A 25,542-nucleotide genomic window follows, 5' to 3' on the forward strand; every position below is an offset into this window, starting at 1 on the left:
TAAATTATCCAATCACTTCAGCCCCAGAATCCTTCTTTGCCCCGCTGTGATCATAAGCGCGGAAGTTTTCCTCCAGTTGCTCAAGCGAAAGCCCTTTCGTTTCCGGCAAAAACCTCTTCACAAACAAGACAGAGCAAATTCCTAATCCAACGAAGATAAAGAACGTTGTGGACAGCCCGATGGCTGCCAGCAATATTGGAAACGTGAAACTGACTGCAAAATTCACCATCCACAGACAGAATACCGTAACACCCATTCCCAGTCCGCGAAGGCGAAGCGGGAAAATTTCAGATAGCATCAGCCAAGTCACTGGTGAAATGGCGCCCTGCTGAAAAGCAAGAAATGTGACCGTTAATGACAGGACTACATACGGAAGTGCCGGTGATCCTTCAAGTACAAGTGAGAATATCCCGATCAGCAATAACGCTGTTGTCGTACCGATCAAGCCTGTCATCAGCATCGGCCGGCGCCCCACTCTTCCCAGCAGCCAGATTCCGACGAATGTTGCCAATACCGAAATCACACCATTCGCAATATTTCCGATTAAAGCGGCTTCCGTTTGGAAACCGGAATTTCTTAGAATTTCAGTCCCATAATACATAATCGAATTCACACCTGTAATTTGCTGTACAATCGCAATCCCTAATCCAATAAACACAATACGGCGCACCCATGGGACTGAAAGATCTTTAAACGTCGCTTTTTCAAGCTGATCTTCTTTTTTGAAAGCGAATTCAATTTCTTGCAGCTCAGCTGCTGCCCGTTTTTCATCCCTGATTTTTTTCAATACACGTAAAGCATCTTCTTTTCTTCCTTTAGAAACAAGCCAGCGGGGACTCTCGGGCATTCTGATCATGCCGAAAAACAGGAACAAGGCTGGAAGTGACGCAATGACCAGCATAAACCTCCACACATGGGAGTTGTCTCCCATTGTTGTTCCAAGGATCGCATTAAAAACAAAGGCCAAAAGCTGTCCTGATACAATCATCAATTCGTTCTGCGTCACCATCCGTCCCCTGCTTTCCACAGGAGACATCTCTGCTAAATAGGCAGGCACCGTTACGGATGCACCCCCAACCGCAATACCGAGCACAAAACGGGAAATAATCATGACCGTAACATTTGGTGCAAACGTACACCCGATCGTTGAAATAAAAAATATAACAGCGAGGAACAAAATATTTTTGCGGCGGCCGTTAAAATCAGACATCCTGCCGCCAAACACAGCACCCAGGGCCGCTCCAAAAAGAAGTGAACTGGTGACAAGGCCCTCTGTGAAGGCATTGAGATTAAGCTGATCCGGCTCTCCCATATACGGCAAAGCTCCATTGAGCACACCGGTATCATAGCCAAAAAGAAGCCCGCCAAAAGTGGAGACTAAAATAATTGTACGTAAAAATGACATTTGATTGCCTTGTTTATTCATACTGTTTCCCCCAGTCTTTTTCAAAATGCGTATGTCAAAAACTCATTCCAGGGCTGCTGCCTTCCTCACATTTCGTAAGCAGGCTTCAGAAAATAGTTGTTCATGTTTTTATCCAATAACCTCATAACCTTCCCTTCTTCTTAGCATGTCAGTCCCAATGGAAGCGATTTCATTTCTCGCTAAAAGAGCAATGGTCATTTCTTTGTGCATAACCTTGTAAATTTGGCATTTAATAGTCACTTGATAGTTCAATTGTAGTGATATGATAGTTATATTTTTGTTACATCTGATATTATCATAATTATAAAAACGCTTTCAGTCAATATAAATTTCTGAAAATTTTTTACTCTATAAAAGGAAAATCACCAATTCAAGGGGAAAATGAACGTTTTTCTTCATGAAAATGTGTGAATCAAGTCAAAAATCCTGTGATTTTTTGTTCATATCGATAAATGAGTAAGTGTTGGTTAACTTCTCCTATTTTTCTCTGTAAAATCAAACATTCGTTCAATTGTTTCAGACTCAGGATAAAAGGAAATAGAGAAGAAAATAAAAGAAGGCTGACTTAAGGGAGGCAACCAAAATGAATGAGGGTTATATCATTGCAGGCCTTTTATTATTGACAGCGGGGATGATTGATTTTTTATGGACCACGTTATGGTTAGAGAGCGGTGCAGGCCCGATCACAAGATGCCTTTCTGCCTGGCTGTGGAAGGGCTGCCGCAAAATCAGCGGTGACCACGCAAAGGTTCTAAGTATGGCTGGTCCTCTGCTGTTATGCCTGACGTTAGTGATATGGATCAGTCTATTTTGGGGCGGGTGGGTTTTGATTTACTCGAGTGACCCTCACTCACTTATGGAAACTCAATCAAAAGAACCGGCTTCCTGGTCAGACCGAATTTATTTTTCCGGCTATGTCATGTTTACATTAGGAAATGGCGACCTCGCTCCGAACGGAGGCCTATGGAAGCTTGTCACGATTATTGAAACAGCTCAAGGACTGCTTACCATCACGTTTTCTGTCACGTATTTGATTTCCGTCTTGAGTGCGGTTAATCAAAAACGCTCCTTTGCCCAAAGTGTATTAAGTCTAGGGCATGACGGAACAGAAATCGTCCATAATGCATGGAATGGCAAAGATTTTCACGACATTGATTTTCTTCTTGTCGCTGCCTCATCAGAACTGGGAAAGCTGACCGCTCAGCATAACGCCTTCCCCATCCTTCATTTTTACCACAGCACGCAGCATCAGGAATCATCCATTATAGCTGTTGCTGTATTGGATGAAGCTCTAACCATTTTCAAATACGGAATTCCTGAACAATATCAGCCGAATCAGCTTCATATCAAAGAAGCGCGCTCAAGTATCAAAAACTATCTGGATACCGTTCATACTGCCTATATCCATCCTGCAGAACAAGCGCCGCCGGAACCAGACATCTCAAAGCTTCAACAATCAGGCATACCGGCTTTATCAAAGCAAACATTTCAAATTGCCGTCAATTCAATAAAGGAACGTCGTCAATTGCTGCTGGGAATTATCCAAGCGGGTGCTCGAAAATGGCCTGTTCAGGAGCAAGCAATAGGTAACGCTTATTCTTCTAAATAAAAAAGTCCCGAGCGCTGATCACTCCGGACTTTTCACTGTATGAGTCTTACACAAGCTTCTGGCCGCAATTCGGACAAAAATTGGCTTCGCCCGTTTTTGTTCCGCAGTTTGGACAGAAATTCGGTTTGCTTCCGCTGCCAGTTGACTGTGGGCCTGATGACTGTGCCTGCTGATTTTGATTCATTTGGTTCATCATCTGATTGGCCATATTCATTCCCATCATCATTCCAGCCATATCCGAAGCCGCTCCGCCTCCGCTCATCTTTCCGGATGCCATTCCATCCGTCATTGCTATTTGCTGGTATCTGTTCACATCCCCAACCATACCGTAGGAAGCGTTCTTTGTAATCATATCTTGAACCTCTTGAGGATAATTAAAGCTCATGATTTGAAAACCAGTGACCGTCATCCCGTCGCTTATTAATTGCATATCTAAGTCCTCTTGAATTCCCTTGGCAATATCAAAAGCGTTTGCTTGAAGATTAAACATATCTTTCCCTTCTCTTGTGATCCACTTCATGAGAAGCTGATCCAGAATAGAAATGATACGGGTTTTAATATCCTCTACAAAATATTGATCTTTCACGCCAGCGATTTTATCAATCAGGCTGATATAGTCCTGCACCTTGAAATTAAATGTGCCGTTTGCGCGAATGGGCATCCCGCCTGGCATTCCCGCTGCCGGAATATTTATCGCCTGTTTTGTTCCCCATCTTACGGTAAATTCCTTCGTATTGACAAACAGCACCTCAGCTCGCATGCCGCTGTTAAAGCCAAACTTAAAGCTCTTTAACGTTGAAAGGAATGGAATAATTTCTGATTCAATATCATAATCGCCATCATCTTGAAAGACTCCTTCAACCCGCCCATTGTTCAAAAAGACAGCATCCTGTCCGGGACGAATGATTAAACGGCTCCCTTTTTTGATTTCACGATTGTTCCATTTATAAAAAATCATATCATCTCTAAATTCTTCCCACTCTACTACATTCGCTAATTGATTTCTGAAAAACGACATTACGCCTCTCCCTTTCTCTATTTCTTACATTTAAAAACTGCCCCGGCTCCCACTGTATGACGTGCCGCCTTTCGTAACACCGCCATCGCTGCCGCTGTCTTTATCTGATGGTTTTCTTTCTCTTGTTACAGTCGTTCTAATATAAGTGTCGTATTGATCAATCACATCAGACGTACGCTGATCCATATATGTATTTCCATTAACCGTTACTTTGCCGCCTGCATGATAAAGCATGATTGAAACCGCAATTCCCCCGACTGCGATGGCAGCAATCAGCTGAAACCACCATGTAAAGAATATGTTGTCGGGGTTTACTCCCGGTTTTATGCCCATATCTTTATAGGAAAGCTGAATATATGTCTCAAAAGCTTCAAAATAATTTTCATTGGATAAATCAGATGAAATCGTATTTCTGATGCTATTGAGCCTGCTGTTGTCCAAATACTGTTCGGCTTTTTTGAAGCCTGCGATAAACACTTCTCTGTTTGTCATATCAATGGTCAGAATGGCTGTACTGCCTTTTCCGTAACGATCATAAAAATCGCCGGTATAGTCTGCAATATCTTCACCGTTTGTGCTTTTGATCGTAATAATGATGAAATCAGTGTCTCTCTTTGCACCCAGCTCTGCCGAGAGAGATTCAAGTTTTCCGATCTCCGCTTTTGACAATAGATGAGCGCGATCGTACACATGCTGCTGCGATTCAGAGGCTCTTGCCGCTTCGATACCCAGTAAAGGCATCATGATGAAAACAGCCAGCACAACAAAGATCGCTTTCCCAAAAAATCCACGCATCAAAATCCGCCTCCCATCATCAATGAGACGAGCTTCAACGCAAGAAATGTCCCGCCTGCTATTCCGCTAAACCATGCCGCCACTTTTCCTCGACTGATCGGCGGCTTTCCAACAACCTTTCCTGTTTGCCCGTTCATCGCAAAGATATGCTCCGCTCTTTCATAATCGTAACTGACCATCCAAACAGGAAGCAAAACGTAAAAGCTGTTCACGTTTTTCGTGTGAATATGTTTGTCCCTCACATTGACTGACGTATATCCGGAAAAAGTAGAATGGATGTATGAATCTATATAACTGCTGATTTTCTCTTTTGCCCTCGGAAAAAGCTCCTCATCGGTATAATTGTACTTTTCCGCAATATAACCGGCCAAATATGCCGTTTGAAAGTCCTTCAGCTCTTCGTATGAATAAGGCTCCAATTTGTCCATTAATTCGTCTTTCATTTTTTCAGAGGCATCGACAGGGATTTTCAAATAATCGAGATTGATATCACGAAACGCTTCAAAGTGCTCTGTTTCCGTGCAAATATAATCCCCTTCTTCATACCGGTGCACCCTGGTACAGTTTGCTCTCACCTGTACTTCACTATTTAAATCAAACATCCAAAACGGAATATACATGCCGGTGATGCTTTTAATGCGATCGGCAGACATGAAACCTCTTGGTGTCAGAAGGCCTTTTTTGCACCACTTTCGAAATGCCTGCTCCGCTTCTTGCTTGCTGATTGTAAATGGAATGACCTTCGCCGGCGCCAAATGTCCTGATAAACGATCGGCAAGTATTGCAGCACCTCCGCAGAAGCTGCACGTCGTTGCTGTCGTTTCAGCTTCCGTGATCAAAACGGCACCGCAGTTTTCACATTGATATTCTTTTGCTTCATCATCAGAAAACCGTGCCGCAATGTTTTCTTTCGGAAGGCTTTCAATATTGTCCTGTCTTCCGCAGCTGCTGCAGGATAACGAGCCGGTTTCACTGTCAAATGCCATATCACTGCCGCAGTTCGGACACTTATAAGATATTATCATTACCGTTCCCTCTCACATCTTATGATAAAATGACGCCGCAGCCGAGAGCTGCGGCCTCCTATGTATTACTTATCGAGCATCATTTTCGCTTTTAACGCCGCAAGTTCATCATCAACCTGGCTTGAACCGCCAGTGTCATACTTTGCAGTCAGATCAGCCATATCATCCTGCGGAGCGCTGTTCAGTTCAGCCATTGCATTGGCCTGATCAAGTGCCTTATTTACTTTGTCCTCCATTCGGCCGAATGCAGACATTGATTGGCTTGTACTTGAAACAGAAGCGCCCAGTTTGTTCATTCTTTCTTGCGTTTTCGCTACTGCCCACTTCGCCTTGATCATATTTTTACGTGCTTCCAGCTCTCCAATGTCAGATACCAATTTGTCATGCATCTTTCTCATCTGTGCGGCATTGGTTGCAGCAATTTGATTCGCCGCCTGCAGCTCAGAAAGCTTTGACTCCAAAGATGTTTTTCTTTCAAGAAATTTTCTCGCATCGCTCTCATTCCCGGCTTGCAGCGCCTTCATTGCATAGCTTTCCATCTTTTCCATATCCGCCTGGCATTCGTGATATTCTCTTTTTGCTCTCTGCTCCTCGGCCATAACAGCTGCTGTTTCTGCCTTAACCTTAGCCAAATCGCTATTCATATTTCTTAAATATTGATCTGCCATTTTCTCCGGATTTTCAGCCTTGTCCAATAAAGCATTGATATTCGCAGACATAATATCTTTAAATCTTCCAATTATACTCATTATATCGTTCCTCCTAAAGCTAATTCGGTAACCCTTGTTACATATACTATCTATTATCGTTAAAAGTTTCACTTTTTTAATAAAAAATGACATATCAAACGAAAAATATACAACTTTTTACCCGAACAAAAATGTAAGCAATAAAAAAAGATGCCTCCAAAAGTCCAAAGACTTTCAAGAAACATCTTCAATGATTTACAAAGAAACTTCGATCTCATCCAAGCTCGGCAGTGCATCAATCGCTCCAATTTTAGTGCACACAAGAGCTCCGACCTTATTGGCAAACGCCACAATCTCACGCAGTTTCACAAAATCTGTTTCTACAGATTGAATCTGATCCGTGTTTGCCAATTGATATAAAGCCGCACCGACAAAAGCATCTCCCGCCCCTGTTGAGTCAATTGATGTCACAGGAATGCTTGGAATGATTTCACGGTCTTTTCCATTGGAAAGAAGCGTTCCGCTTTTCCCAAGTGTCACAGCGACAATGTTGGCTCCGATCTCATGAAGGATCGCAACTCCCTTTTCATGATCCTTCACACCGCTTATAATCTCAAGCTCCTCGTCACTGACTTTCACAAAATCACTTACAGCGATCGCTTTTTTCGCAACACTTACAAACTCTGAGACTCTTCCCCTCCATAAATCTTCACGGTAGTTAGGGTCAAACGAAATAAACTGTCCATTGTCTTTCGCAATCGACATCAGCCGTAAATAGGCTGAGCAAAACGGATCCGATAACAGTGCCGTCGCAGAGCCGAAATGAAGAATTTTCGCTTCGTTTAGTTTTTCCTGGTCAATATCCTCCAGCGTAAACAAAGCGTCCGCGCCTCTATTAAAAACAAAGTCACGCTCTCCATTTTGTTTTAATGAAACAAAAGCAAGCGTTGTAGGCGCTTTCTCATCCATCACCAGCATAGAGGTATCGACATGTACAGCGTCCAATGTTTGCTTCAGAAAATACCCAAACGGATCCTTTCCTACTTTTCCGCTGAAAGCGGCGTCTCCGCCCAGCTTGGCAATCGCTGCTGACACATTCGCCGGTGCACCCCCGGCACTTTTCAGGAATTGGCGCCCTTCCATTAAATCAACGTCAACATCGGTACAAAAGAAATCAATCAACAATTCCCCAATACAAACTACAGAATGACTACGCATATTATCACACTCATTTATAAAGTCTAGATTACAGTCTCAGTATATTACTTTCTGCCATAAATACAACATTGAATATTAAAAATTTTACATATATTTATCTCGCAGACCTTTGCTCCAGCTCAGAGATGATGTGTTTATATCTTTTTTCCGTTAAAGGATAGAAGGCGATAAGAATAATAGAAAGCAAAATGAAAAATCCCGGAATCAAAGCATTCATATTTTTAATCGCATTCAATGACGCAACTGTCTGGTCTGTATTCGCCACATACCCGGCGATTCCTAAATAGATGGCCGAAAATGACCCGGCCAACGCCACACCCAGCTTATTGATAAAGCTCATGCTCGAAATCACCACACCATCCGCGCGAATTCCGGTTTTCCATTCCGCATAATCGACACAATCCGCAACCATTCCCCAAGCAAGCGTATTTAAAGGCGTTGTGAAAAATCCCGAAGCGAAAAGCCAAATGAAAATGAGTGGAATTGAAGAATACGGCGTAAAATGCAGGCCGGCATAAGAAATAAGCGATAGAGCTGCCGTGATGATCATGACTTGTTTTCTGCCCCACTTCTCAGAAAAGAAAGGAATAAACAAATTACTGATCAGCGCTGCCCCGAAAAATAAAACGGTGCCCATAAACACGAACTCTTTATGGTTGACGTTATACGTAAAATAATACACCATCGTGCTGAGCTTAATATTAAACCCGATCGCAAAAGCCAAAAATGATGAAATTAACATAAGCAAGGGTTTGTTTCGGAATAAAACGGATAACGTCTTTTTGATCCCTTGTTTTTTTCTCTTTTTAGGCTGAATCCGCTCCCGTACAGTAAAGAAACTAAATAGATTCAAAACGATGCTGACAGCCGCATAGATGAGCGCCGTCATCTGAAATCCAAACGCCTGATCCTCTCCTCCGATAGCAGTTGCAAGCGGTGTCGCACAGGAAATGGATAAAAGAATGCCGATATACACCAAAATCATCCGGGTTGTGGTCAGAACCGTTCGTTCCTCCACCGAATTCGTCATCCGCCCCGTTAAGCTGTTCACCGGGATCGTTTGCATACTAAAGGACATCCCAAGCAGAATATAAGTGACATACGCATATACCATATTTCCGGTCTCACCAAAATGAGGCGTCGTGAAACATAAGAATGTGAATAGCGCAAAAGGAAATGCCACCCACAGCAAATATGGCCTTGCTTTTCCCCACCTTGTATTCGTTTTATCTAAAATCAATCCCATGATCGGGTCAAAAATAGCATCCAGCACACGCACAACAAGAAACAAAGTTGCGATCACCGCAGGCTGAATGCCGCCGACGTCTGTATAATAAAATAATAAGTATGCGTTTACAAACTGAAAGATAATATTATACGACATATCGCCGAATCCATAACCGATTCGTTCAAACCAGGACAGTCCGGTACTGGATTTTGACTGATGCTTCACTTTCATTGCCGTTACTTTTTCTGTTTCAATCATCATTTCCCACCCCAAGAATCCGTTTTCATTTCCAGTAAACAAGAGGGAGAATACGAAGATCCTCCCTGTTCACTCAGCGATTTGGATACACCATCACTTTTAAACATTCATTCTTAAATTGAAGCGCCCGCTCCATCGCATCTTGCGTCTGCTCCAGCGAATATTGGTCCGTTACTAGATGCTTCGTGTCCACAATGCCTGAAGCAAGAAATTCGATTCCCTTTGGATACGTATTGGCATAACGGAAGATCCCGTAAATATCAATCTCATTATCCGCAATAAACGGTACGTTGAGCGGAATCTCGTTCTGTGAAGGCAAACCGACAATCGCCAATTTTCCGCCCCGGCGCACAGAAGCCAGTGCGGATTGCAATGCCGCTGGATTCCCTGCTGTTTCCCAAGCAACATCAACGCCTCTATCATTCGTGATCGTTTTAATCTCTTCAAGTGCATCCTGTTCACGTATATTAATAATGTGAGTCGCTCCCATTTTTTTCGCAGCTTCTAACCGCAGCGGCTCTAAGTCGGTGACAATGATTGTGCCTGCCCCAAATGCTTTAGCTGCGGCAACAGCCATTAACCCAACAGGGCCCATCCCCATAATCGCAATCGTTGATCCGGGCTGTAGCTTCGTTCTGGCCGCCGCATGGATGCCGACAGAAAACGGCTCGATCAAAGCAGCATCTTCATAAGAAAGTGAGTCTGGGATTAAAAAAACAAAGTCCTGACGCATTTTAATATATTGGACAAACGCGCCGTCTACCGGCGGTGTAGCCAAAAACTGTACATCCGGGCAAAGATTATAGCGCCCTTCTTTGCACGCTTCACAGCGTCCGCACGTAACACCAGGTTCAACAGCGACGCGGTCACCGACTTTGAATTGATCGACAGCTGATCCGACAGCGGCAATTTCTCCCGCACATTCATGCCCAAGGATAAATGGTTTTTCCACAACATAGTTGCCTATTCGGCCATTTGTATAGTAATGCAGATCAGATCCGCAAATTCCGACAGCCATCACCTTAATCAACACTTCATCATGATTGATGTCAGGTACAGGCAATGTTTCAATTTTGATCTCTCTTGTGTTGTGCATAACAGCCGCTTTCATGTTTTGAGGTACTGTGTGAGTCATTTGGCAAGTTCCTTTCTTTAGAAAATAAAATGTAAGTGCATACATTTTTGTTTTCTCTGTTACTGCCCTCATTTTATCTGCTTTTCAACACGTTCAACAGCCTTTCCTGCTGTATAAAAGGACAGCGGCACTGTACTTTTATTTTTTCATATACAAAAAACGCTGGATTGATAAAATAGTACTAATAGGAGGTGCAGGCTTATGGCTGAACTTGAAAACCGAAAACAATTTGCACAACTGCTGGCACCTGGCGTCAAAACGCTAAAACTTCATCCTGATTATAAAGTCAGAAGGAAAAAGAATGAAAAAACAGGACAGTCTTACATAGATAAAATCGCACTCCAGCTGGGAGTCTCCCCAAACACGATCAAAAGCTGGATCGGACAGATGGGGGCAAACTACATTCCCGGAAGAATCGACGACGGAAAACTGTTCGGAATGATCTGGATCATTCTCGAAAAGACCGACTTGGATATCGAGTGGTTGACCGACTTGCTGGAAGCCACCACTATCCCAGTCATCAAACCCGCATTGCCTGTATGGGCAGCATCCTGTTTGAAAAAAGCGAAAATACTGCGAAAAGACGGATTATTCGGGGCTCCGAGTGAAGACGAAATTGAAAATGTAGTAAAACGGCTGTTTCATGACAGACCCGGCCATGAAACGAATGCGCTTACAGAACAGCCTATCACTCATAATTTACCCTCACGCTGGTCCGGACGCTTTATCGGGCGCAGCTTTGATATGGAAGCAATACGGCAATGGATGCTTTCTCCGTCACCAGTCTGTTTAATCACCGGCTGGGCCGGCATGGGAAAAACCACAATCGCTCTTGAAGCCGCCTATTCCTGTGTCGATGATACTTCAGATTGGCCGGCGTTCAACAGTATCATTTGGGTCAGCGCCGATTGGAAAGGATTGAGCTTTAGCGATTTTTTAAATACGATCGCCTATCAGCTCGGGCGCACAGAACAAATCGATAAATCAATCAATGAAAAACGGTTCGTCGTCCGCAATGCGTTAGCTAATTACACTAGAGAAAAACCGATCCTGCTGATCGTTGACAGCATTGATACTGCAGAACGTGACATTCATGAATTTATCACCAGCCTTCCGCAAGGCGTGAAAGTTCTCCTCACAGCGCGGGAAAACGTAAAGCAAACCTATCGGGAAAGCTTCGGAGAAATGACAGCTATTCAGCTGAGCGGCCTTGACCAAACAGATGCCTTGGATTTTTTTCAGCAAGAAGTGCACCGATGCTTACAAACATGCAACATTCAAAATAAACGGGAAAAGCTGGAGCAGCTGTTACATCTATCATCTGACCTGAAAAACGAATTCATTTCAGCGACTGCCGGAAACCCGAAAGCCATGGCACTCAGCATTGCCTATATGTCAGACGATGACATCCCCGCTCAGCAGCTGATTCATGAGCTTGGAAAAGCAGGCTACTCACTGCTGGAATTGTTTGAATTCCTCTTTGGCCGCACCTGGGATAGATGCAATGAAGATACGCGAAAGCTATGGCAGACGCTTTGCTTTTTCAGCAAGCCGCCAGATGAGAAAAGCCTGGCTGCAGCAGCCGGATTAGTCGCCCGCCGTTTTCATTACGCTATGGAACAAATGCGGTCATATGCGCTGATTCAGCCGGAACGAAGCCAAGGCAGGACACAATACTTAGCGCACCAAACCGTTGTCGCTTACGGAGAACAGCACTTGTCCGAACAGCACGAATATGAAAAAGAAGCCCGCAATCGCTGGGCGCACTATTATGTTGATTATACCGAAACCCATTTAAAGCGGGAACAGCCCAACTCTATCTATTGGAGCTACCTGCTGGGACGGAACTTAGATCATATGAATCAAGAATGGCCAAACATCTTAAAGGTCATCCAATGGGCAAGTGAAACTGAACAAAAAGAAATCCTAATCGAACTCATCACCCGCATCAGCCATTTTCTAAGCAGAATCAACCTGCCCCTGCGTATCGAATACGGATGCAAAGCCGCCGACGCCGCCCATCAATTAGGCAAACACACACGAGAAGCGTACTTCCGAATCGACACAGCAGGCTGGGCTCTGATGGAAGTCAATGATTTAGACAGGGCCTTGCAGCAAATTGAAGCCGGGCTGAGGATTCTGGAACAATCAGACGCTCACGATGCCTATGATCTAAAGGTTTGGGGACACGCACTCAAAGCAAGGCTTTTTTTAAAAGACGGGCAACAGGAAAATGCAGAGACCATTTTAAACGAAATCGAAAATCAACCGATTTCCCCTACCATTCAACACAGAGTTCTATTGGTTCGCGGTGACTTAAGCTTTGCGAGAGGTCATCATGAAGAAGCCATTCAATTATACGAAGCGGCAAATGAAATCAGCTCCACGTACGGCGGCGAAAAAACGATAGAAGCCTATTTCAATCTGGGTGTCGCTTACGTGAAATGTGGTCAATTTGAGAAAGCGGAAGAAGCCTTTGAGCAAATGCTCTATGACAAACATAACGCCAATCAGGTTGAGCTGATCTATTATTATTATGGGATGGCACAGTTGTTGTACCGTAAAGGAGATCATGCGGAAGCTATGGAATCTAATCAGAAGGCGATTCGTTTGATTGATTCTTGGGAGCCTGCGATTGGGATTCGTGGAGAGGTGGAACTTTTGGCAAGGGTGACTAAAGAAAACGAGTAGTACGTAGTTCTGTCAGCACTCTCACTCAATAAATAGGAAAGGCCAACTGAAGTTGCAGTTGGCCTTTCGTTTCTTATTAAGGTCTACAAATGTACTGAACCAGGTTTTCCCGTATTTATCCTTTCTCTTATAAAGGAAAGCGTATCATTTGCCAGCTTTTTGCGACAAAGAACAATACCGGAATGACCACAATTGTAGACATATCTTGTGGGTTTCCCCCAGCTTTCCCATAAATAATCTGCATCTTTTAAGTCAATATACTGATCATGTTTAGCAGAAATCAGCAGAATGTTATCTTTATTAACTTTCGGCAAGGCTTGACTAGGATCTGTGATATTCCAATATTTTGTTAAATCTTCATAGGTCACACCATTTTGTTCTAATTCTTCTCTTATGAATTTACCTGGGATCGTGTTCCATATTGAATAAGAAAGGCGATTGGCATAAAAGATTGATACCACTACATCAATTTGGGATTCTAGGGTTGCAATTAGATTAGTAACCCATCCCCCTAAGCTTACCCCCACTATGATAACAGGGCCTTTTTTATTTGCTTTTATCCAGTGAATTAATGCCCGTAAATCGACAATGGCCTGTCTTGTCGACTCAATTGTACGATCAATATTTGCACTAATCATCAACTCGCCACTATACAGTGAATTTTCCGGTTCTCTTTCAAAATGGTATGGAAGAGAATAATAATACATATTCCAGCCTAAATCGTTCATTATACGTTTATGAAATATTTTTTTGATTCTATCGAACGAATCCATGCGCCAGCCGTGTACAAAGATGACATTGGGTTGATCTATATCATTTTTATTTAAAAAAACCTCCCCTTTTAAAGTATCATTAACAGGATTCCCAGTTTGAATTAAGGATTCATAACAAAATGTTCCAACCCTATAATTTTTTTTAGATTCATTCAAGTCAATTGAAACATCAGCTATATTTGCACTGTAAAATTCCTCTCTATCATCGATATCGGCTGCAATAGCAGCAGAAAAATGTTTATCTTTGCTTCTTTTTCTGTGTAAATCATATAAAGCCAAGCGATCTATCATTTCTGAAAAATGCACTATTAAGTCCTCCTTGGTAATCATAAAAAACTAATATTAGATTTAATAATTGGAATGTCGGTCTCCATAGAGTAGGGATCAATATTATCAAGATGTTGGTGGAAGAACCTAACTACATCGCCAGTGAATTTACATACATCGTCTTAGTAGCTAAAAAGCAGCACAAATAGACATTTTAATAGGATTTCTTTTGACAATGTTTTCCTTGGGGAAACGTCTAAGAGTGTTGGTGACACTATTTATTTAGATAACTGGGGCTTTTTTATCTTATGAGAGGATACCATCTCCTGTCTGCAATAGGGAGAGAAGTAACAGAGGATTTGCACGAATAATTTTTAAACCCTTTTTATAATCATAACAGAAATGCAGTTTACTGAAGTTACAGTAAGCCGTTTGTTAAAGGTAAACAGGAATCTGAGCGGGTAGATTTTTTGTATTTTGGTCAATTGATTAGTTCATATCGGGATTATCAAAACTATTGAAAATCGATATAGAACAGTGCTGAAAAAATCAAACTACGAAAGACAAAAAAAAAGAAGCTTCTCACAAGTTCAATGAACTCATGAGAAGCCTCGAAATTTACAAATGGCATCAATAGGGCATCAAAAATGACGTCCGTTGCCGACAAACCTTTGTAAATCAAGGTTTTTTTGTCGGTTTTACATCATGCCGCCCATACCGCCCATGCCGCCCATGTCAGGCATTCCGCCGCCAGCGTTTTCTTCTGGCTTGTCAGCGACAACGGCTTCAGTTGTTAAGAACATTGCAGCTACAGACGCAGCGTTTTGAAGAGCTGAGCGTGTAACTTTTGTTGGGTCAACGATACCTTTTTCGATCATGTTTACCCATTCGCCAGTTGCAGCGTTGAAGCCTACGCCGATTTCTTCGTTTTTGAGGCGCTCAACGATGACAGATCCTTCAAGACCAGCATTGTGTGCGATTTGACGGATTGGCTCTTCAAGCGCGCGAAGCACGATGTTGATACCAGTTTGAGCATCGCCTTCAGCTTCAACTGCAGCGACTTTGTTATATACGTTTACAAGCGCTGTACCACCACCGGATACGATGCCTTCTTCAACAGCTGCGCGAGTTGAGTTCAGGGCGTCTTCGATGCGAAGTTTACGCTCTTTCAGTTCAGTTTCAGTCGCAGCGCCGACTTTGATGACAGCTACGCCGCCAGCAAGTTTAGCAAGACGCTCTTGTAATTTTTCTCTGTCGAATTCAGAAGTTGTTTCTTCCACTTGAGCGCGGATTTGAGTCACGCGGGCAGAAATTTTGTCTGTTTCGCCAGCGCCTTCAACGATTGTTGTGTTTTCTTTAGTAACGACAACTTTAGAAGCGCGTCCCAATTGAGCGATTTGAGTAGATTTCAGGTCAAGACCAAGATCTTCTGTGATGACTTCTCCGCCAGTAAGGACAGCGATGTCTTCAAGCATTGCTTTACGGCGGTCACCGAAGCCAGGAGCTTTAACAGCCACTGCGTTGAATGTGCCGCGAAGTTTGTTCACAACAAGTGTAGCAAGTGCTTCGCCTTCAACATCCTCAGCGATCAGAAGCAATGGTTTGCCTTGCTGAACAACCTGCTCAAGCACAGGAAGGATTTCTTGAATGTTTGTGATTTTTTTGTCTGTGATTAAGATGTAAGGATTGTCAAGAACCGCTTCCATCTTATCAGAGTCAGTTACCATGTAAGGAGACGCATATCCGCGGTCGAATTGCATACCTTCAACAACTTCAAGCTCAGTTGTGAAGCCTTTAGACTCTTCGATTGTGATAACGCCGTCGTTTCCTACGCGCTCCATTGCTTCAGCGATAAGGCTTCCGACTTCCTCATCAGCAGCAGAGATCGCAGCAACCTGAGCGATAGACTCTTTGCCTTCGATTGGCTTAGAAATTTCTTTTAAGTTTTCGATCGCAACCGCTACAGCTTGTTCCATCCCTTTACGCACGCCTACAGGGTTAGCGCCTGCTGTTACGTTTTTAAGGCCTTCACGAATCATTGCTTGCGCAAGAACTGTTGCAGTTGTTGTACCGTCACCGGCAACATCGTTTGTTTTGCTGGCTACTTCAGCAACAAGCTTAGCACCCATGTTTTCAAACGCGTCTTCCAGCTCGATTTCTTTAGCGATTGTTACACCGTCATTTGTGATTAACGGAGAACCGAATTTTTTCTCTAGAACCACGTTGCGTCCTTTTGGTCCTAAAGTTACTTTAACAGCATCAGCAAGTGCATCGACACCGCGAAGCATTGCGCGGCGAGCTTCTTCACTAAACTTAATTTCTTTTGCCATGTTTACAAGACCTCCTCAAATGTTTTAAGTATTGTTTATTTAAGAATTAGCCGATAACAGCTAAAATGTCGCTTTCACGTAAGATTAAGTATTCAGTACCTTCATATTTCACTTCAGTACCTGCGTATTTTGAGAAGATAATGCGGTCGCCCTCTTTTACTTCTAAAGCAACGCGCTCTCCGCTTTCTAACACGCGACCTGAACCAGCTGCCACGATTTTGCCTTCTTGCGGTTTTTCTTTTGCAGAATCCGGCAACACAATTCCGCTGGCAGTTTTTTCTTCAGATTCTACGAGTTCAATGACAACGCGATCACCTAATGGCTTTAACAATGTAATAACCTCCTCAATAGTATGAATATGTAATTTTAGCACTCAGCACTAAAGAGTGCTAACACAATTCTTATAATAAAGAATCTCCCTTCCAATTTCAAGTGATAAGATAAAAAATTTTTCACGCTTACATCATTCTTTTCCGCTCCCTTTTCCGTTAGCTTTTTCACCCCCCGTACCGATTATGTTACAATAGCTGTAGAGATGAACGAAACCCACTTAACAAAGGAGTACATACCATTTGAGAAAACAGTATTGGTTTATTATTTTGACATATATCATCATGCAGTTTTCCGCATTAATCGCGATTCCCTTGTTATTTAAATTCGGTTATGCCGGAGGACAGCCTACAGATGAAAATATGCTGCATGCACAAGGTTTATGGTCCGTTATCAGCTTTATCGCCTGTCTCGTTGTTGTTCTGCTCATTCTGAGAACCGTTCCGAAAGAAACGCTGCGAAACGGACAGAAGGACTCAATCGGACTTTCTATCCTTTGGGCGATAGCCGGTTTTTTCATTGCCCTTTTCTCTCAAGGAATAGCAGGCTCTATTGAATATTATGTTTTTGGCATCGGAAGAGAATCAGAAAATACACAAGCGATTCTGGATGTCATTCAGGCAGTCCCGCTCATGATTATCGTTTCTTCCATCGTCGGGCCTATATTAGAAGAAATCATCTTCAGAAAAATCATTTTCGGCGCGCTGTACGAAAAAACGAATTTCTTTTTCGCAGGACTGATCAGCTCGGTTATCTTCGGTATTGTTCACGCTGATTTGAAGCATCTTCTTCTATATACAGCAATGGGCTTTACCTTTGCCTTTTTATATGCGAGAACAAAACGGATATGGGTGCCGATTTTCGCCCATTTAATGATGAATACATTCGTCGTCATCATGCAGCTTGAGCCTGTTCGGAATTACCTTGAACAGCAGAGCACACAAATGCAATTGATTATTGGAGGATTATTTTTATGAGAAACCCGGTAGTTTGGGGAATGATCTACTTTGCCGTAGGGTGCATCTTTACTTATCTTGCCGCAAGCTCGCCAGGCAGCATGTGGTCATTTTACTCCATCCTGCTGATGGTGTTCGCCGCTTACAACATCAGCATTTCTTTTAAGATGTTCGCCTTTTCATTTAAAATCAAAAAGAACCAGAAATAAAGAAAATCCATTTCTGAACGAGAAATGGATTCAAATTAAATCCTAAAACGGCTTTCGTTTTAGGATTTTGTCATTTTCAGCGTGATTGAAATCCCTTGAAGTCTAGGAAAGGCGAGCATTGGAGCGGAGCGAATGTTTTCATTCGTGAGCACCAACGCACAGACTTGACAACGAATGCGGGGGTTTGTCAACACGCTGAATCCATTTCTCTCATGAGAAATGGATTTTTTATTATTGCCCGGAAGACACGTCCTGATCGGCTGCACTGCTTTTCTGTGCTTTCCGATAAGCGGCCTTCGATATAAGGATACTGATTTCATATAAAATCAAAAGCGGGACTGTGACCATCATATGGGACAGAAGCTCAGGCGGTGTAATCAGGGCTGCGATCACCAGCAGCGTAAAATACGCATACTTTCTGATTTTCGCCAAGAACATCGGTGTCACAATTCCGAGCCTGGTCAAAAACATGAGGATGACCGGCATTTGGAACAGCAGTCCAAACGGAATCGTCAGCTGCAGAAGAAAATGAAAATATTCATTAATTCCGATCACCTGATTGACATTCAAGTCCTGAGAAATCCGCTTCATAAAATCAACAACAAAAGGAAATAAAATATAATATGAAAAAGATAAGCCCGCTAAAAACAGCAAAATAGAGATCGGAATGTAGCTGAGCGTTACTTTGCGCTCTTTCTCATAGAGGCCCGGGCTCACAAAAGCCCAAAGCTGATAAAGAATAACCGGCGAGGTCAAGACTATGCCGATGATAAATGCAAATTGCATAAACACATAAAGCGGGTCTGTCAGGTTAAACGCGTTAAGCGTAAGCTGCTTCGCTTCATCTGTTTCTTGCAGGTACACAATAATCGGCTTTGCTAAAAAAAATCCAGCAATAAAGAAAACGACAAACGCCAGCGCTACAATCAGCAACCGTTTTCGAAGCTCAGCAATATGCTCCAGCAGCGACATTTGATTCACTTTCATTCGTGTCATCCTAACTTACTGATCTTCTTTCTTTTTTTCCTCTTCATCACTCGTTAATCCTTTAGTAGCGTTTTTGAATTCACGAAGTGTGTCTCCCGCTGCTTTCCCCAATTCAGGCAGCTTTTTGGGACCGAAGATAATCAGAGCAACGATTGCGATAACAGCAAGGCTTCCAGGACCGATCGGCATATTTGGGCTCCTCCTTTCCCTCTATTCGATTTCCTCTAAAACTGAATAATGCTTCAAAAAATAAACCAGTGACTGAAGCTCAACTGCTAAATCTATATGATGAATTCGAATGTGTTCCGGCACATTCAAACGGGCCGGCGTAAAATTAAGGATTCCCTTGATTCCTAATGCGACCAATCTGTCTGTAATGGATTGAGCGGCAACTGCAGGCACTGTAAGAATGGCAACTGATTCATCTTTTACGTGTTGTTCAAGGTCATCAAGGTTATAGACGGGCACGCCGCCTACCTCAGTTCCTATTTTACTCTCATTTATATCAAAAGCCATAGAAATTTTTGTGTTATTGTTTTTTGTGAAATTATAGTGAAGAAATGCCGTTCCCAAGTTCCCGACACCAATCAAGATGACGTCTGTCATCTCATCCTGATCAAGCGTTTTCCGGAAAAAAGACAGCAAATAATCCACATTATATCCGTATCCTTTTTTGCCAAGAGCTCCAAAATAGGAAAAATCCCTCCGAATCGTGGCAGAATCAACCTTTACGGCATCACTGAGTTCAGCGGATGATACACGCTGTTTTCCTGACGCATGCAGATTCTTTAAAAAGCGATAGTAAAGCGGCAGCCGTTTCGCCGTCGCCTGCGGAATTTTTGATTGATCCTTATTCATTTTTGGTCCTCCAAATTATACTCGGATAGTTCTCTTTTAAAGTCACCGTTTTTCCCGCCTGTCTTCTCCAGCAAGAAAGTAGGGCCGATGACCATCCCCTTATCAAGGGCCTTGCACATATCGTAAACGGTAAGAGCGCACACCGATGCAGAAGTGAGCGCTTCCATTTCCACACCTGTACTCCCTTTCGTTTTGACCTGTGCTTTTATATGAAGTATAACTTCTGCTTCTTTTATTTTCCAGTCAAACGATATATCTACCCCGCTCAATGAAAGCGGATGGCACATCGGAATGATATTCGACGTTTGCTTTGCGGCCATAATGCCTGCCACCTGTGCGACAGCCAGTACATCTCCTTTGCCGATATCGTGACTCTGTATTTTCTCGTACACCTCATTCTTCATGTGTACGCTTGAAACAGCCGCCGCAGTACGGACAGTCGAAGATTTTTCGCTAATATCCACCATCTGGGCTCTGCCCTGTTCATTAAAATGAGAAAATCCATTCATATTAAAACGCTCCTTAAACAGATCATACACTATTTTCTTCTCTATGTCTTATATGGCCAATGTATTGTTTGCTGACTTCTGGTTCATAAGCTACACTTAACTTATTATAGCAGAGGTGAAATAATATGATGATCTTACAAATTAATCAGCTGTCCAAATCATTTGGTGCTGATACTATTTTAAACAATATAAAACTGGAAGTCAGAAATCGTGATCGCATCGCCATTGTAGGAAGAAATGGCGCCGGAAAATCCACGCTCCTTAAAATTATCGCAGGCCAGCTTTCGTATGAGAAGGGCGAAATTATTAAACCGAAAGATATTACAATGGGATATCTCGCCCAGCATACTGGCTTGGATTCTAAGCTTACCATAAAAGAAGAGCTGCTGACTGTTTTTGACCACTTAAAAGCAATGGAAAAGGAAATGCGGGCTATGGAAGAAAAAATGGCGGCAGCTGACCCGGGTGAATTAGAAAGCATCATGAAAACCTACGACCGCCTTCAGCAGGAATTCAAAGATAAAGGCGGCTATCAATATGAAGCGGATGTAAGATCTGTGCTGCATGGTCTCGGCTTCAGCCATTTTGACGATTCTACACAGGTTCAAAGCCTCAGCGGAGGCCAAAAAACAAGACTGGCTTTAGGTAAGCTTCTGTTAACACAGCCTGATTTGCTCATTCTCGATGAGCCGACAAACCATCTGGATATTGATACGCTTACCTGGCTTGAGCATTATTTGCAAGGCTATTCAGGAGCCATCCTCATCGTTTCGCATGACCGCTACTTTTTGGACAAAGTAGTAAACCAGGTATACGAGGTATCAAGAGCAGAAAGCAAAAAGTATCACGGCAACTACAGCGCTTATCTCGACCAAAAAGCCGCGCATTATGAAAAAGATCTGAAAATGTATGAAAAGCAGCAGGATGAAATCGCAAAGCTTCAGGACTTCGTGGATCGAAATTTGGCGAGAGCCTCTACCACAAAAAGAGCGCAAAGCCGCCGAAAGCAGCTTGAACGAATGGAAGTCATGTCAAAACCGCTCGGCGATGAAAAATCCGCAAACTTTCATTTTGATATTACCAAACAGAGCGGAAATGAAGTCCTCCGTGTTCAGGATCTCACAATCAGCTATGAAAACCAGCCGCCGCTTTTAACAGAGGTATCGTTCATGCTCACAAGAGGAGAAAGCGCCGCGCTTGTCGGCCCTAACGGAATTGGTAAATCAACATTGCTGAAAACATTAATAGACACCCTAAAACCAGATCAGGGAACGATCTCATACGGCTCAAATGTCAGTGTCGGCTATTATGACCAGGAACAGGCTGAGCTGACTTCCTCTAAACGTGTCCTTGATGAGCTGTGGGACGAGTACCCCGGGCTCCCAGAAAAAGAAATCAGAACGTGTCTCGGAAATTTCTTATTCTCCGGAGATGATGTGCTGAAACCAGTTCATTCACTGAGCGGAGGCGAAAAAGCAAGATTGGCTCTAGCTAAGCTGATGCTTCAAAAAGCCAACTTTCTCATCCTTGATGAACCGACGAACCATCTGGATTTAGACAGCAAAGAAGTTCTCGAAAACGCGCTGATTGATTATCCAGGCACACTGTTATTTGTCTCACATGACAGATATTTTATTAACAGAATCGCCACAAGAGTATTGGAGCTTTCTTCAAGCCATATAGAGGAGTATCTGGGAGATTACGATTATTATACAGAGAAAAAAACAGAGCAGCTTGAATTGGAGAAAATGAATCAGCAAGAGGAAACTGATAAAACGCCAGCTACAGTGAAGTCTGACTCCAAACGTTCCTACGAGGAAGAAAAAGAATGGAAAAAGAAAGAGCGCCAACGACTCCGTCGGATTGAAGAAATTGAAACCACCGTTCAAACCATTGAAGAAAACATCAGCCGCAATGATGAATTGCTATGTGACCCTGAAGTCTATCAGGATCATGAAAAAGTACAAGCTATCCATGCAGACAATGAGAAGCTCAATCAGGAGCTGGAATCTCTTTTGTCCGAATGGGAAGAACTATCCACAGAAGAAGATTAAAAAAGTCAAGCACCTCTTTTTAGAGGTGCTTTTTATCCACAGAACATACCCTAATAAGCAAAACAAAGTAAGCGCTTTATACACAATATCCACAAAATATTCTGAATTTATCCACTTTATTAACAGCGACTTCAGCCCTTTATCCATCTATATCTCTATAATTACTCACAGACATGTGGATAAATTGTGAATTATCTGTTAATAACAAACAGATAAAAAGTCTCACGCTATTATCTCGTGAGACTTTGATAAGAAGTCAATTCAAGGCCGGGCTGGCCATTCATATCATACGCACCGCGAATTCCTTTTTCAAAAGCAATTGTACCAGCAGCAGCAATCATCGCAGCATTATCCGTGCATAAAGCTAATGGAGGAATGACAAGCGTAATCCCTTCATGCTGGGCAAATTCCTTTTCTAATGCAGCTCTGAGGCCTCTGTTTGCAGCTACTCCTCCGGCTAAAAGGACCTGTTTGACATCATATTCCTTTGCCGCGCGCGCCGTTTTGGTGACCAAGACATCGATCACACTATTTTGGAAGCTGGCAGACAAATCTTCCGGAGCAATCTCTTGCCCTTTTTGGGATGCATTATGAAGCGTATTGATCACCGCAGACTTCAATCCGCTAAAGCTGAAGTTGTAAGAGCCTTCTTCAAGCCATGCGCGAGGAAGCGGAATATTGTCATTCCCTTTTTCAGCTAGCTTGTCAATTTGCGGTCCACCCGGATATGGCAATCCCATCGTCCGCGCCACTTTGTCGTAGGCTTCTCCTGCCGCATCATCAAGGGTTTCCCCAATGACTTCAAATGATCCATGTTCCTTCATATAAACCAGTTCTGTATGGCCTCCTGAAACGACCAATGCCAGTGCCGGGAACACGATGTCTTCTACAAGACGGTTCGCGTATATATGACCGGCTATATGATGAACGCCTACTAACGGAATGTTATGTGCAAAGCTCAATGCTTTAGCGGCATTCACTCCAATAAGAAGCGCCCCCACCAGTCCCGGACCTTCTGTTACTGCAATCGCATCAATATCACTATACGTCATGCCAGCTTTGCGAAACGCCTCTTCTATAACCAAAGTGATTTGTTCAACATGATGTCTTGAAGCAATTTCCGGCACAACGCCTCCGAAGCGCTTATGGCTTTCAATTTGAGAGGCTACTACGTTTGAAATGATCTCTTTCCCGTTTTTCACAATAGCTGCAGCAGTCTCATCACAGCTTGTTTCAATTCCTAATACGTACATGTCTTTTTGCTCACTCATTTATCGTCACCCACATAATTAACGCATCTTCCCCGTTATCAGTATAATAGTTCTTTCTTATTCCGCCGGGCTGCATCCCGAATTTCTTATATAAGCCTTGAGCAGGATGATTCGAAACCCTCACTTCAAGCGAAAGCCGCCTTGCGTCTTTTTCTTTGCACAGTTCAACAGCTGAGCGAAAAAGCGTTTCTCCTAAAGACTGGCCGCGATACTCTGGTTTTATCGCTATATTTGTAATCTGGGCATCATCCATCACAATCCAAATCCCGCAATACCCAACAACATGGCCGTCCTTTTCAATCACGAGATAATGAGCATATGGATTTTCCAGCAGCTCATGATAAAACGAATCCTTCGTCCAAGGAGACGTAAAGGAGGATGCTTCGATTTCGTATACGTGATCTATATCTTCAAGCCGCATATTTCTGACCGCTGCTTTTGTTTTCATCCTATCACCCTACTTTTGACTTTCAATCCATTTCGCTTCAGCTTCTGCCAGCCGCAAGTAATCCGGGACAAGCCCATGAACATCAGCTGCTTCCTTTTCCTTCCCGAGAAAAGCCAATTCTGAAGGACGCGGGTTATGCTGGGCAGCAGTTCCAATGAATCCTTTTGTTCTAAGAACATCCTTTATCATTTGCTTGTGAATAGAAGTGTCGTGACCTAAAAACAAAACAGGACGACCCTTTTCTTTTAGCATCTCCAGCCAATCTGCCAGCATCACATTTTGATCTGGAACAACTTGCTCTAAAAGTCCATTTTTATATTGATACAGACCTGTGTACACCTGTCCCCGTCTAGCATCAAAGATTGGGCTGATCAGACCGTCAAAATGCCGGCCATTTGCCGCAAGCGTCTCAAGACTTGATACAGCACTTATTGGAATGTCTAAAGACCAGGCAAGTGTTTTGGCCAACGTCACACCTATTCTTACTCCTGTGTATGAACCAGGGCCTTTTGCAACGACAATTTTAGAAAGGTCCTGCGGTGCCATATCACAATCATTCAGCAATGAATGAACAGCAGGCATCGCTCTTACAGAGTGGTTCTTTTTCAAATATGTAATGTATTCTGCTATAACAGTGTCTTCTCGAAGCAGCGCAATGCCCAATGTATAATTTGATGTATCAATTGCTAATATTGTCATGTCTACTTAACTCCTCACAAAGCATTTCATACCGATTCCCGACAGCAGTAAAGGTAATTTCCCGCTCATCATCACCAGCTCTTTTGATGACAATTTGCAGTCGCTCCTGTGGCAGCTGTTCTTCAATTAAATGAGCCCATTCAACGAGACAGACACCTTGTCCGTGAAAATATTCATCAAGTCCCAAATCTTCACTTTCATCTTCCATTCTATACACATCCATATGATAAAGAGGAAGTAAGCCATCGTTATATTCTTTTATAATTGTAAAAGTCGGACTGTTTACAACACGTGTAATTCCCAGCCCTTCTGCAAAACCTTTCGTAAAAGTCGTTTTTCCTGCACCTAAATCGCCCTCTAATGTCAGGACGTCTCCCGGTTTAGCAAACGCTGCCGCAAGCTTGGCAATTGCTTTTGTTTCTTCTGGATTTACAGTTCTCCATTTTAATTGCTTCACACGAGTCACCCGTCTTATTTAAAATGATTATATCCCTTTTTCTCTAAGATCATTGATGTTTGATCTGTTTTTAGGATCACTTTAGATTTTGTTTTTTCCCTGACATGGCCAATCTTTGTAATGGGAAGTTGACGTGCTGCGCACTGCTGCTTCAACACTTCCCACTCCTCTTTTGAAACCGTCCCTGTCAGCTCAAAATCCTCACCGCCAAACAAAGCCCATTCTTTCCAGTTAGGATGAAGCTTAGGTAAATCAGAATGAATTGGAAGCATGCTTTCAACAATTTCAATTGAAACACAGCT

General features: G+C 42.9%; 25 protein-coding genes (1 of these 25 only partly in view). 5 read left to right on the forward strand and 20 right to left on the reverse strand.

Features of this window, described 5'->3' with window-relative positions; translation table 11 throughout:
* Positions 1-4: 4 nt before the first annotated feature.
* A complete protein-coding gene (gene iolT / locus M1D94_RS17890) occupies positions 5-1,426 on the reverse strand; it encodes a myo-inositol transporter IolT (RefSeq protein ID WP_003234027.1) in 1,422 nt (473 codons plus the stop codon).
* A gap of 583 nt (positions 1,427-2,009) precedes the next feature.
* Here iolT and M1D94_RS17895 point away from each other — a divergent pair.
* Positions 2,010-3,035 carry a potassium channel family protein gene (locus tag M1D94_RS17895; RefSeq protein WP_064671846.1) on the forward strand — a complete coding sequence of 342 codons (1,026 nt, stop codon included), beginning with the start codon at positions 2,010-2,012 and terminating at the stop codon, positions 3,033-3,035.
* A 46-nt stretch (positions 3,036-3,081) separates the two neighbouring features.
* Here M1D94_RS17895 and M1D94_RS17900 read toward each other — a convergent pair whose 3' ends face one another.
* From M1D94_RS17900 to gutB, 7 genes are all read right to left on the reverse strand, one after another.
* Complete coding sequence (locus M1D94_RS17900; protein ID WP_424935182.1) at positions 3,082-4,053, reverse strand: SPFH domain-containing protein; 972 nt, start codon at positions 4,051-4,053, stop codon at positions 3,082-3,084.
* Positions 4,054-4,083: 30 nt separating this feature from the next.
* The gene (locus M1D94_RS17905) at positions 4,084-4,848 is read right to left on the reverse strand and encodes a TPM domain-containing protein (protein WP_064671844.1); all 765 of its coding nucleotides are present in this window, start codon (positions 4,846-4,848) and stop codon (positions 4,084-4,086) included.
* Entirely contained in the window at positions 4,848-5,873 is a 1,026-nt protein-coding gene (locus tag M1D94_RS17910; protein ID WP_029317392.1) for a TFIIB-type zinc ribbon-containing protein, read from the reverse strand. The genes M1D94_RS17905 and M1D94_RS17910 overlap by 1 nt, the downstream gene beginning before the upstream one ends.
* A 65-nt stretch (positions 5,874-5,938) precedes the next feature.
* Positions 5,939-6,622 carry a PspA/IM30 family protein gene (locus tag M1D94_RS17915; protein ID WP_041851253.1) on the reverse strand — a complete coding sequence of 228 codons (684 nt, stop codon included), beginning with the start codon at positions 6,620-6,622 and terminating at the stop codon, positions 5,939-5,941.
* A 195-nt stretch (positions 6,623-6,817) separates the two neighbouring features.
* Entirely contained in the window at positions 6,818-7,780 is a 963-nt protein-coding gene (locus M1D94_RS17920) for a carbohydrate kinase family protein (protein ID WP_064671843.1), read from the reverse strand.
* Between the two features lie 94 nt (positions 7,781-7,874).
* A complete protein-coding gene (locus M1D94_RS17925) occupies positions 7,875-9,266 on the reverse strand; it encodes an MFS transporter (RefSeq protein WP_029726587.1) in 1,392 nt (463 codons plus the stop codon).
* A 73-nt stretch (positions 9,267-9,339) separates the two neighbouring features.
* Complete coding sequence (gutB, locus tag M1D94_RS17930) at positions 9,340-10,401, reverse strand: sorbitol dehydrogenase (protein ID WP_032726758.1); 1,062 nt, start codon at positions 10,399-10,401, stop codon at positions 9,340-9,342.
* Between the two features lie 201 nt (positions 10,402-10,602).
* On the opposite strand from gutB, the gene gutR reads away from it, so the two are divergent.
* Complete coding sequence (gene gutR, locus M1D94_RS17935) at positions 10,603-13,092, forward strand: glucitol operon transcriptional regulator GutR (protein WP_282627529.1); 2,490 nt, start codon at positions 10,603-10,605, stop codon at positions 13,090-13,092.
* An 83-nt stretch (positions 13,093-13,175) separates the two neighbouring features.
* Here the strand turns inward: gutR and M1D94_RS17940 are convergent, their stop codons facing one another.
* The 3 genes from M1D94_RS17940 to groES form a co-directional block, all read right to left on the reverse strand.
* Positions 13,176-14,171: an alpha/beta hydrolase gene (locus M1D94_RS17940; RefSeq protein WP_046160131.1), complete on the reverse strand. Its 996-nt coding sequence runs from the start codon at positions 14,169-14,171 to the stop codon at positions 13,176-13,178.
* Positions 14,172-14,830: 659 nt separating this feature from the next.
* Positions 14,831-16,462, reverse strand: a complete 1,632-nt coding sequence (groL, locus tag M1D94_RS17945; protein WP_003234067.1) for a chaperonin GroEL — start codon at positions 16,460-16,462, stop codon at positions 14,831-14,833.
* Positions 16,463-16,508: 46 nt separating this feature from the next.
* Positions 16,509-16,793 carry a co-chaperone GroES gene (gene groES / locus M1D94_RS17950; RefSeq protein WP_003155970.1) on the reverse strand — a complete coding sequence of 95 codons (285 nt, stop codon included), beginning with the start codon at positions 16,791-16,793 and terminating at the stop codon, positions 16,509-16,511.
* A 241-nt stretch (positions 16,794-17,034) separates the two neighbouring features.
* On the opposite strand from groES, the gene M1D94_RS17955 reads away from it, so the two are divergent.
* Positions 17,035-17,769, forward strand: a complete 735-nt coding sequence (locus M1D94_RS17955) for a CPBP family intramembrane glutamic endopeptidase (protein ID WP_003234069.1) — start codon at positions 17,035-17,037, stop codon at positions 17,767-17,769.
* On the forward strand, positions 17,766-17,957 hold the full coding sequence (locus tag M1D94_RS17960) for a YdiK family protein (protein WP_003225680.1): 192 nt from the start codon (positions 17,766-17,768) through the stop codon (positions 17,955-17,957). Before M1D94_RS17955 ends, M1D94_RS17960 begins: the two co-directional genes overlap by 4 nt.
* Before the next feature lie 231 nt (positions 17,958-18,188).
* Here the strand turns inward: M1D94_RS17960 and tatC are convergent, their stop codons facing one another.
* The 4 genes from tatC to moaC are packed head-to-tail and all read right to left on the reverse strand — an operon-like array spanning position 18,189 to position 20,311.
* The gene (tatC, locus tag M1D94_RS17965) at positions 18,189-18,953 is read right to left on the reverse strand and encodes a twin-arginine translocase subunit TatC (protein WP_015252680.1); all 765 of its coding nucleotides are present in this window, start codon (positions 18,951-18,953) and stop codon (positions 18,189-18,191) included.
* Between the two features lie 6 nt (positions 18,954-18,959).
* Positions 18,960-19,133, reverse strand: a complete 174-nt coding sequence (tatAY, locus tag M1D94_RS17970; RefSeq protein ID WP_003234072.1) for a sec-independent protein translocase protein TatAY — start codon at positions 19,131-19,133, stop codon at positions 18,960-18,962.
* Between the two features lie 21 nt (positions 19,134-19,154).
* Complete coding sequence (locus M1D94_RS17975; RefSeq protein ID WP_003234073.1) at positions 19,155-19,802, reverse strand: redox-sensing transcriptional repressor Rex; 648 nt, start codon at positions 19,800-19,802, stop codon at positions 19,155-19,157.
* Positions 19,799-20,311, reverse strand: coding sequence for a cyclic pyranopterin monophosphate synthase MoaC (gene moaC, locus M1D94_RS17980; protein ID WP_003243499.1), 513 nt, complete (start codon positions 20,309-20,311; stop codon positions 19,799-19,801). Before moaC ends, M1D94_RS17975 begins: the two co-directional genes overlap by 4 nt.
* A 125-nt stretch (positions 20,312-20,436) precedes the next feature.
* Between moaC and M1D94_RS17985 the strand changes: the two genes are divergently transcribed.
* A complete protein-coding gene (locus M1D94_RS17985; RefSeq protein WP_282627531.1) occupies positions 20,437-22,365 on the forward strand; it encodes an ABC-F family ATP-binding cassette domain-containing protein in 1,929 nt (642 codons plus the stop codon).
* 230 nt (positions 22,366-22,595) lie between these two features.
* Here the strand turns inward: M1D94_RS17985 and tsaD are convergent, their stop codons facing one another.
* The 5 genes in view from tsaD to thiL are tightly spaced (at most 14 nt apart) and all read right to left on the reverse strand, a layout consistent with a single transcriptional unit that may run on beyond the window.
* Positions 22,596-23,636: a tRNA (adenosine(37)-N6)-threonylcarbamoyltransferase complex transferase subunit TsaD gene (gene tsaD, locus M1D94_RS17990; protein ID WP_003234076.1), complete on the reverse strand. Its 1,041-nt coding sequence runs from the start codon at positions 23,634-23,636 to the stop codon at positions 22,596-22,598.
* Complete coding sequence (rimI, locus tag M1D94_RS17995; RefSeq protein WP_015252683.1) at positions 23,629-24,084, reverse strand: ribosomal protein S18-alanine N-acetyltransferase; 456 nt, start codon at positions 24,082-24,084, stop codon at positions 23,629-23,631. Before rimI ends, tsaD begins: the two co-directional genes overlap by 8 nt.
* A gap of 9 nt (positions 24,085-24,093) precedes the next feature.
* Positions 24,094-24,783 carry a tRNA (adenosine(37)-N6)-threonylcarbamoyltransferase complex dimerization subunit type 1 TsaB gene (tsaB, locus tag M1D94_RS18000; RefSeq protein ID WP_014479023.1) on the reverse strand — a complete coding sequence of 230 codons (690 nt, stop codon included), beginning with the start codon at positions 24,781-24,783 and terminating at the stop codon, positions 24,094-24,096.
* Positions 24,764-25,240, reverse strand: coding sequence for a tRNA (adenosine(37)-N6)-threonylcarbamoyltransferase complex ATPase subunit type 1 TsaE (gene tsaE, locus M1D94_RS18005; RefSeq protein ID WP_032726749.1), 477 nt, complete (start codon positions 25,238-25,240; stop codon positions 24,764-24,766). Before tsaE ends, tsaB begins: the two co-directional genes overlap by 20 nt.
* 14 nt (positions 25,241-25,254) lie before the next feature.
* On the reverse strand, positions 25,255-25,542 hold the 3' portion of the coding sequence (gene thiL, locus M1D94_RS18010; protein ID WP_038827695.1) for a thiamine-phosphate kinase. It continues 690 nt past the right edge of the window; the window shows 288 of its 978 coding nt (coding positions 691-978); its start codon lies beyond the right edge, outside the window; the stop codon is at positions 25,255-25,257.

Source organism: Bacillus sp. JZ109 (assembly GCF_053903135.1).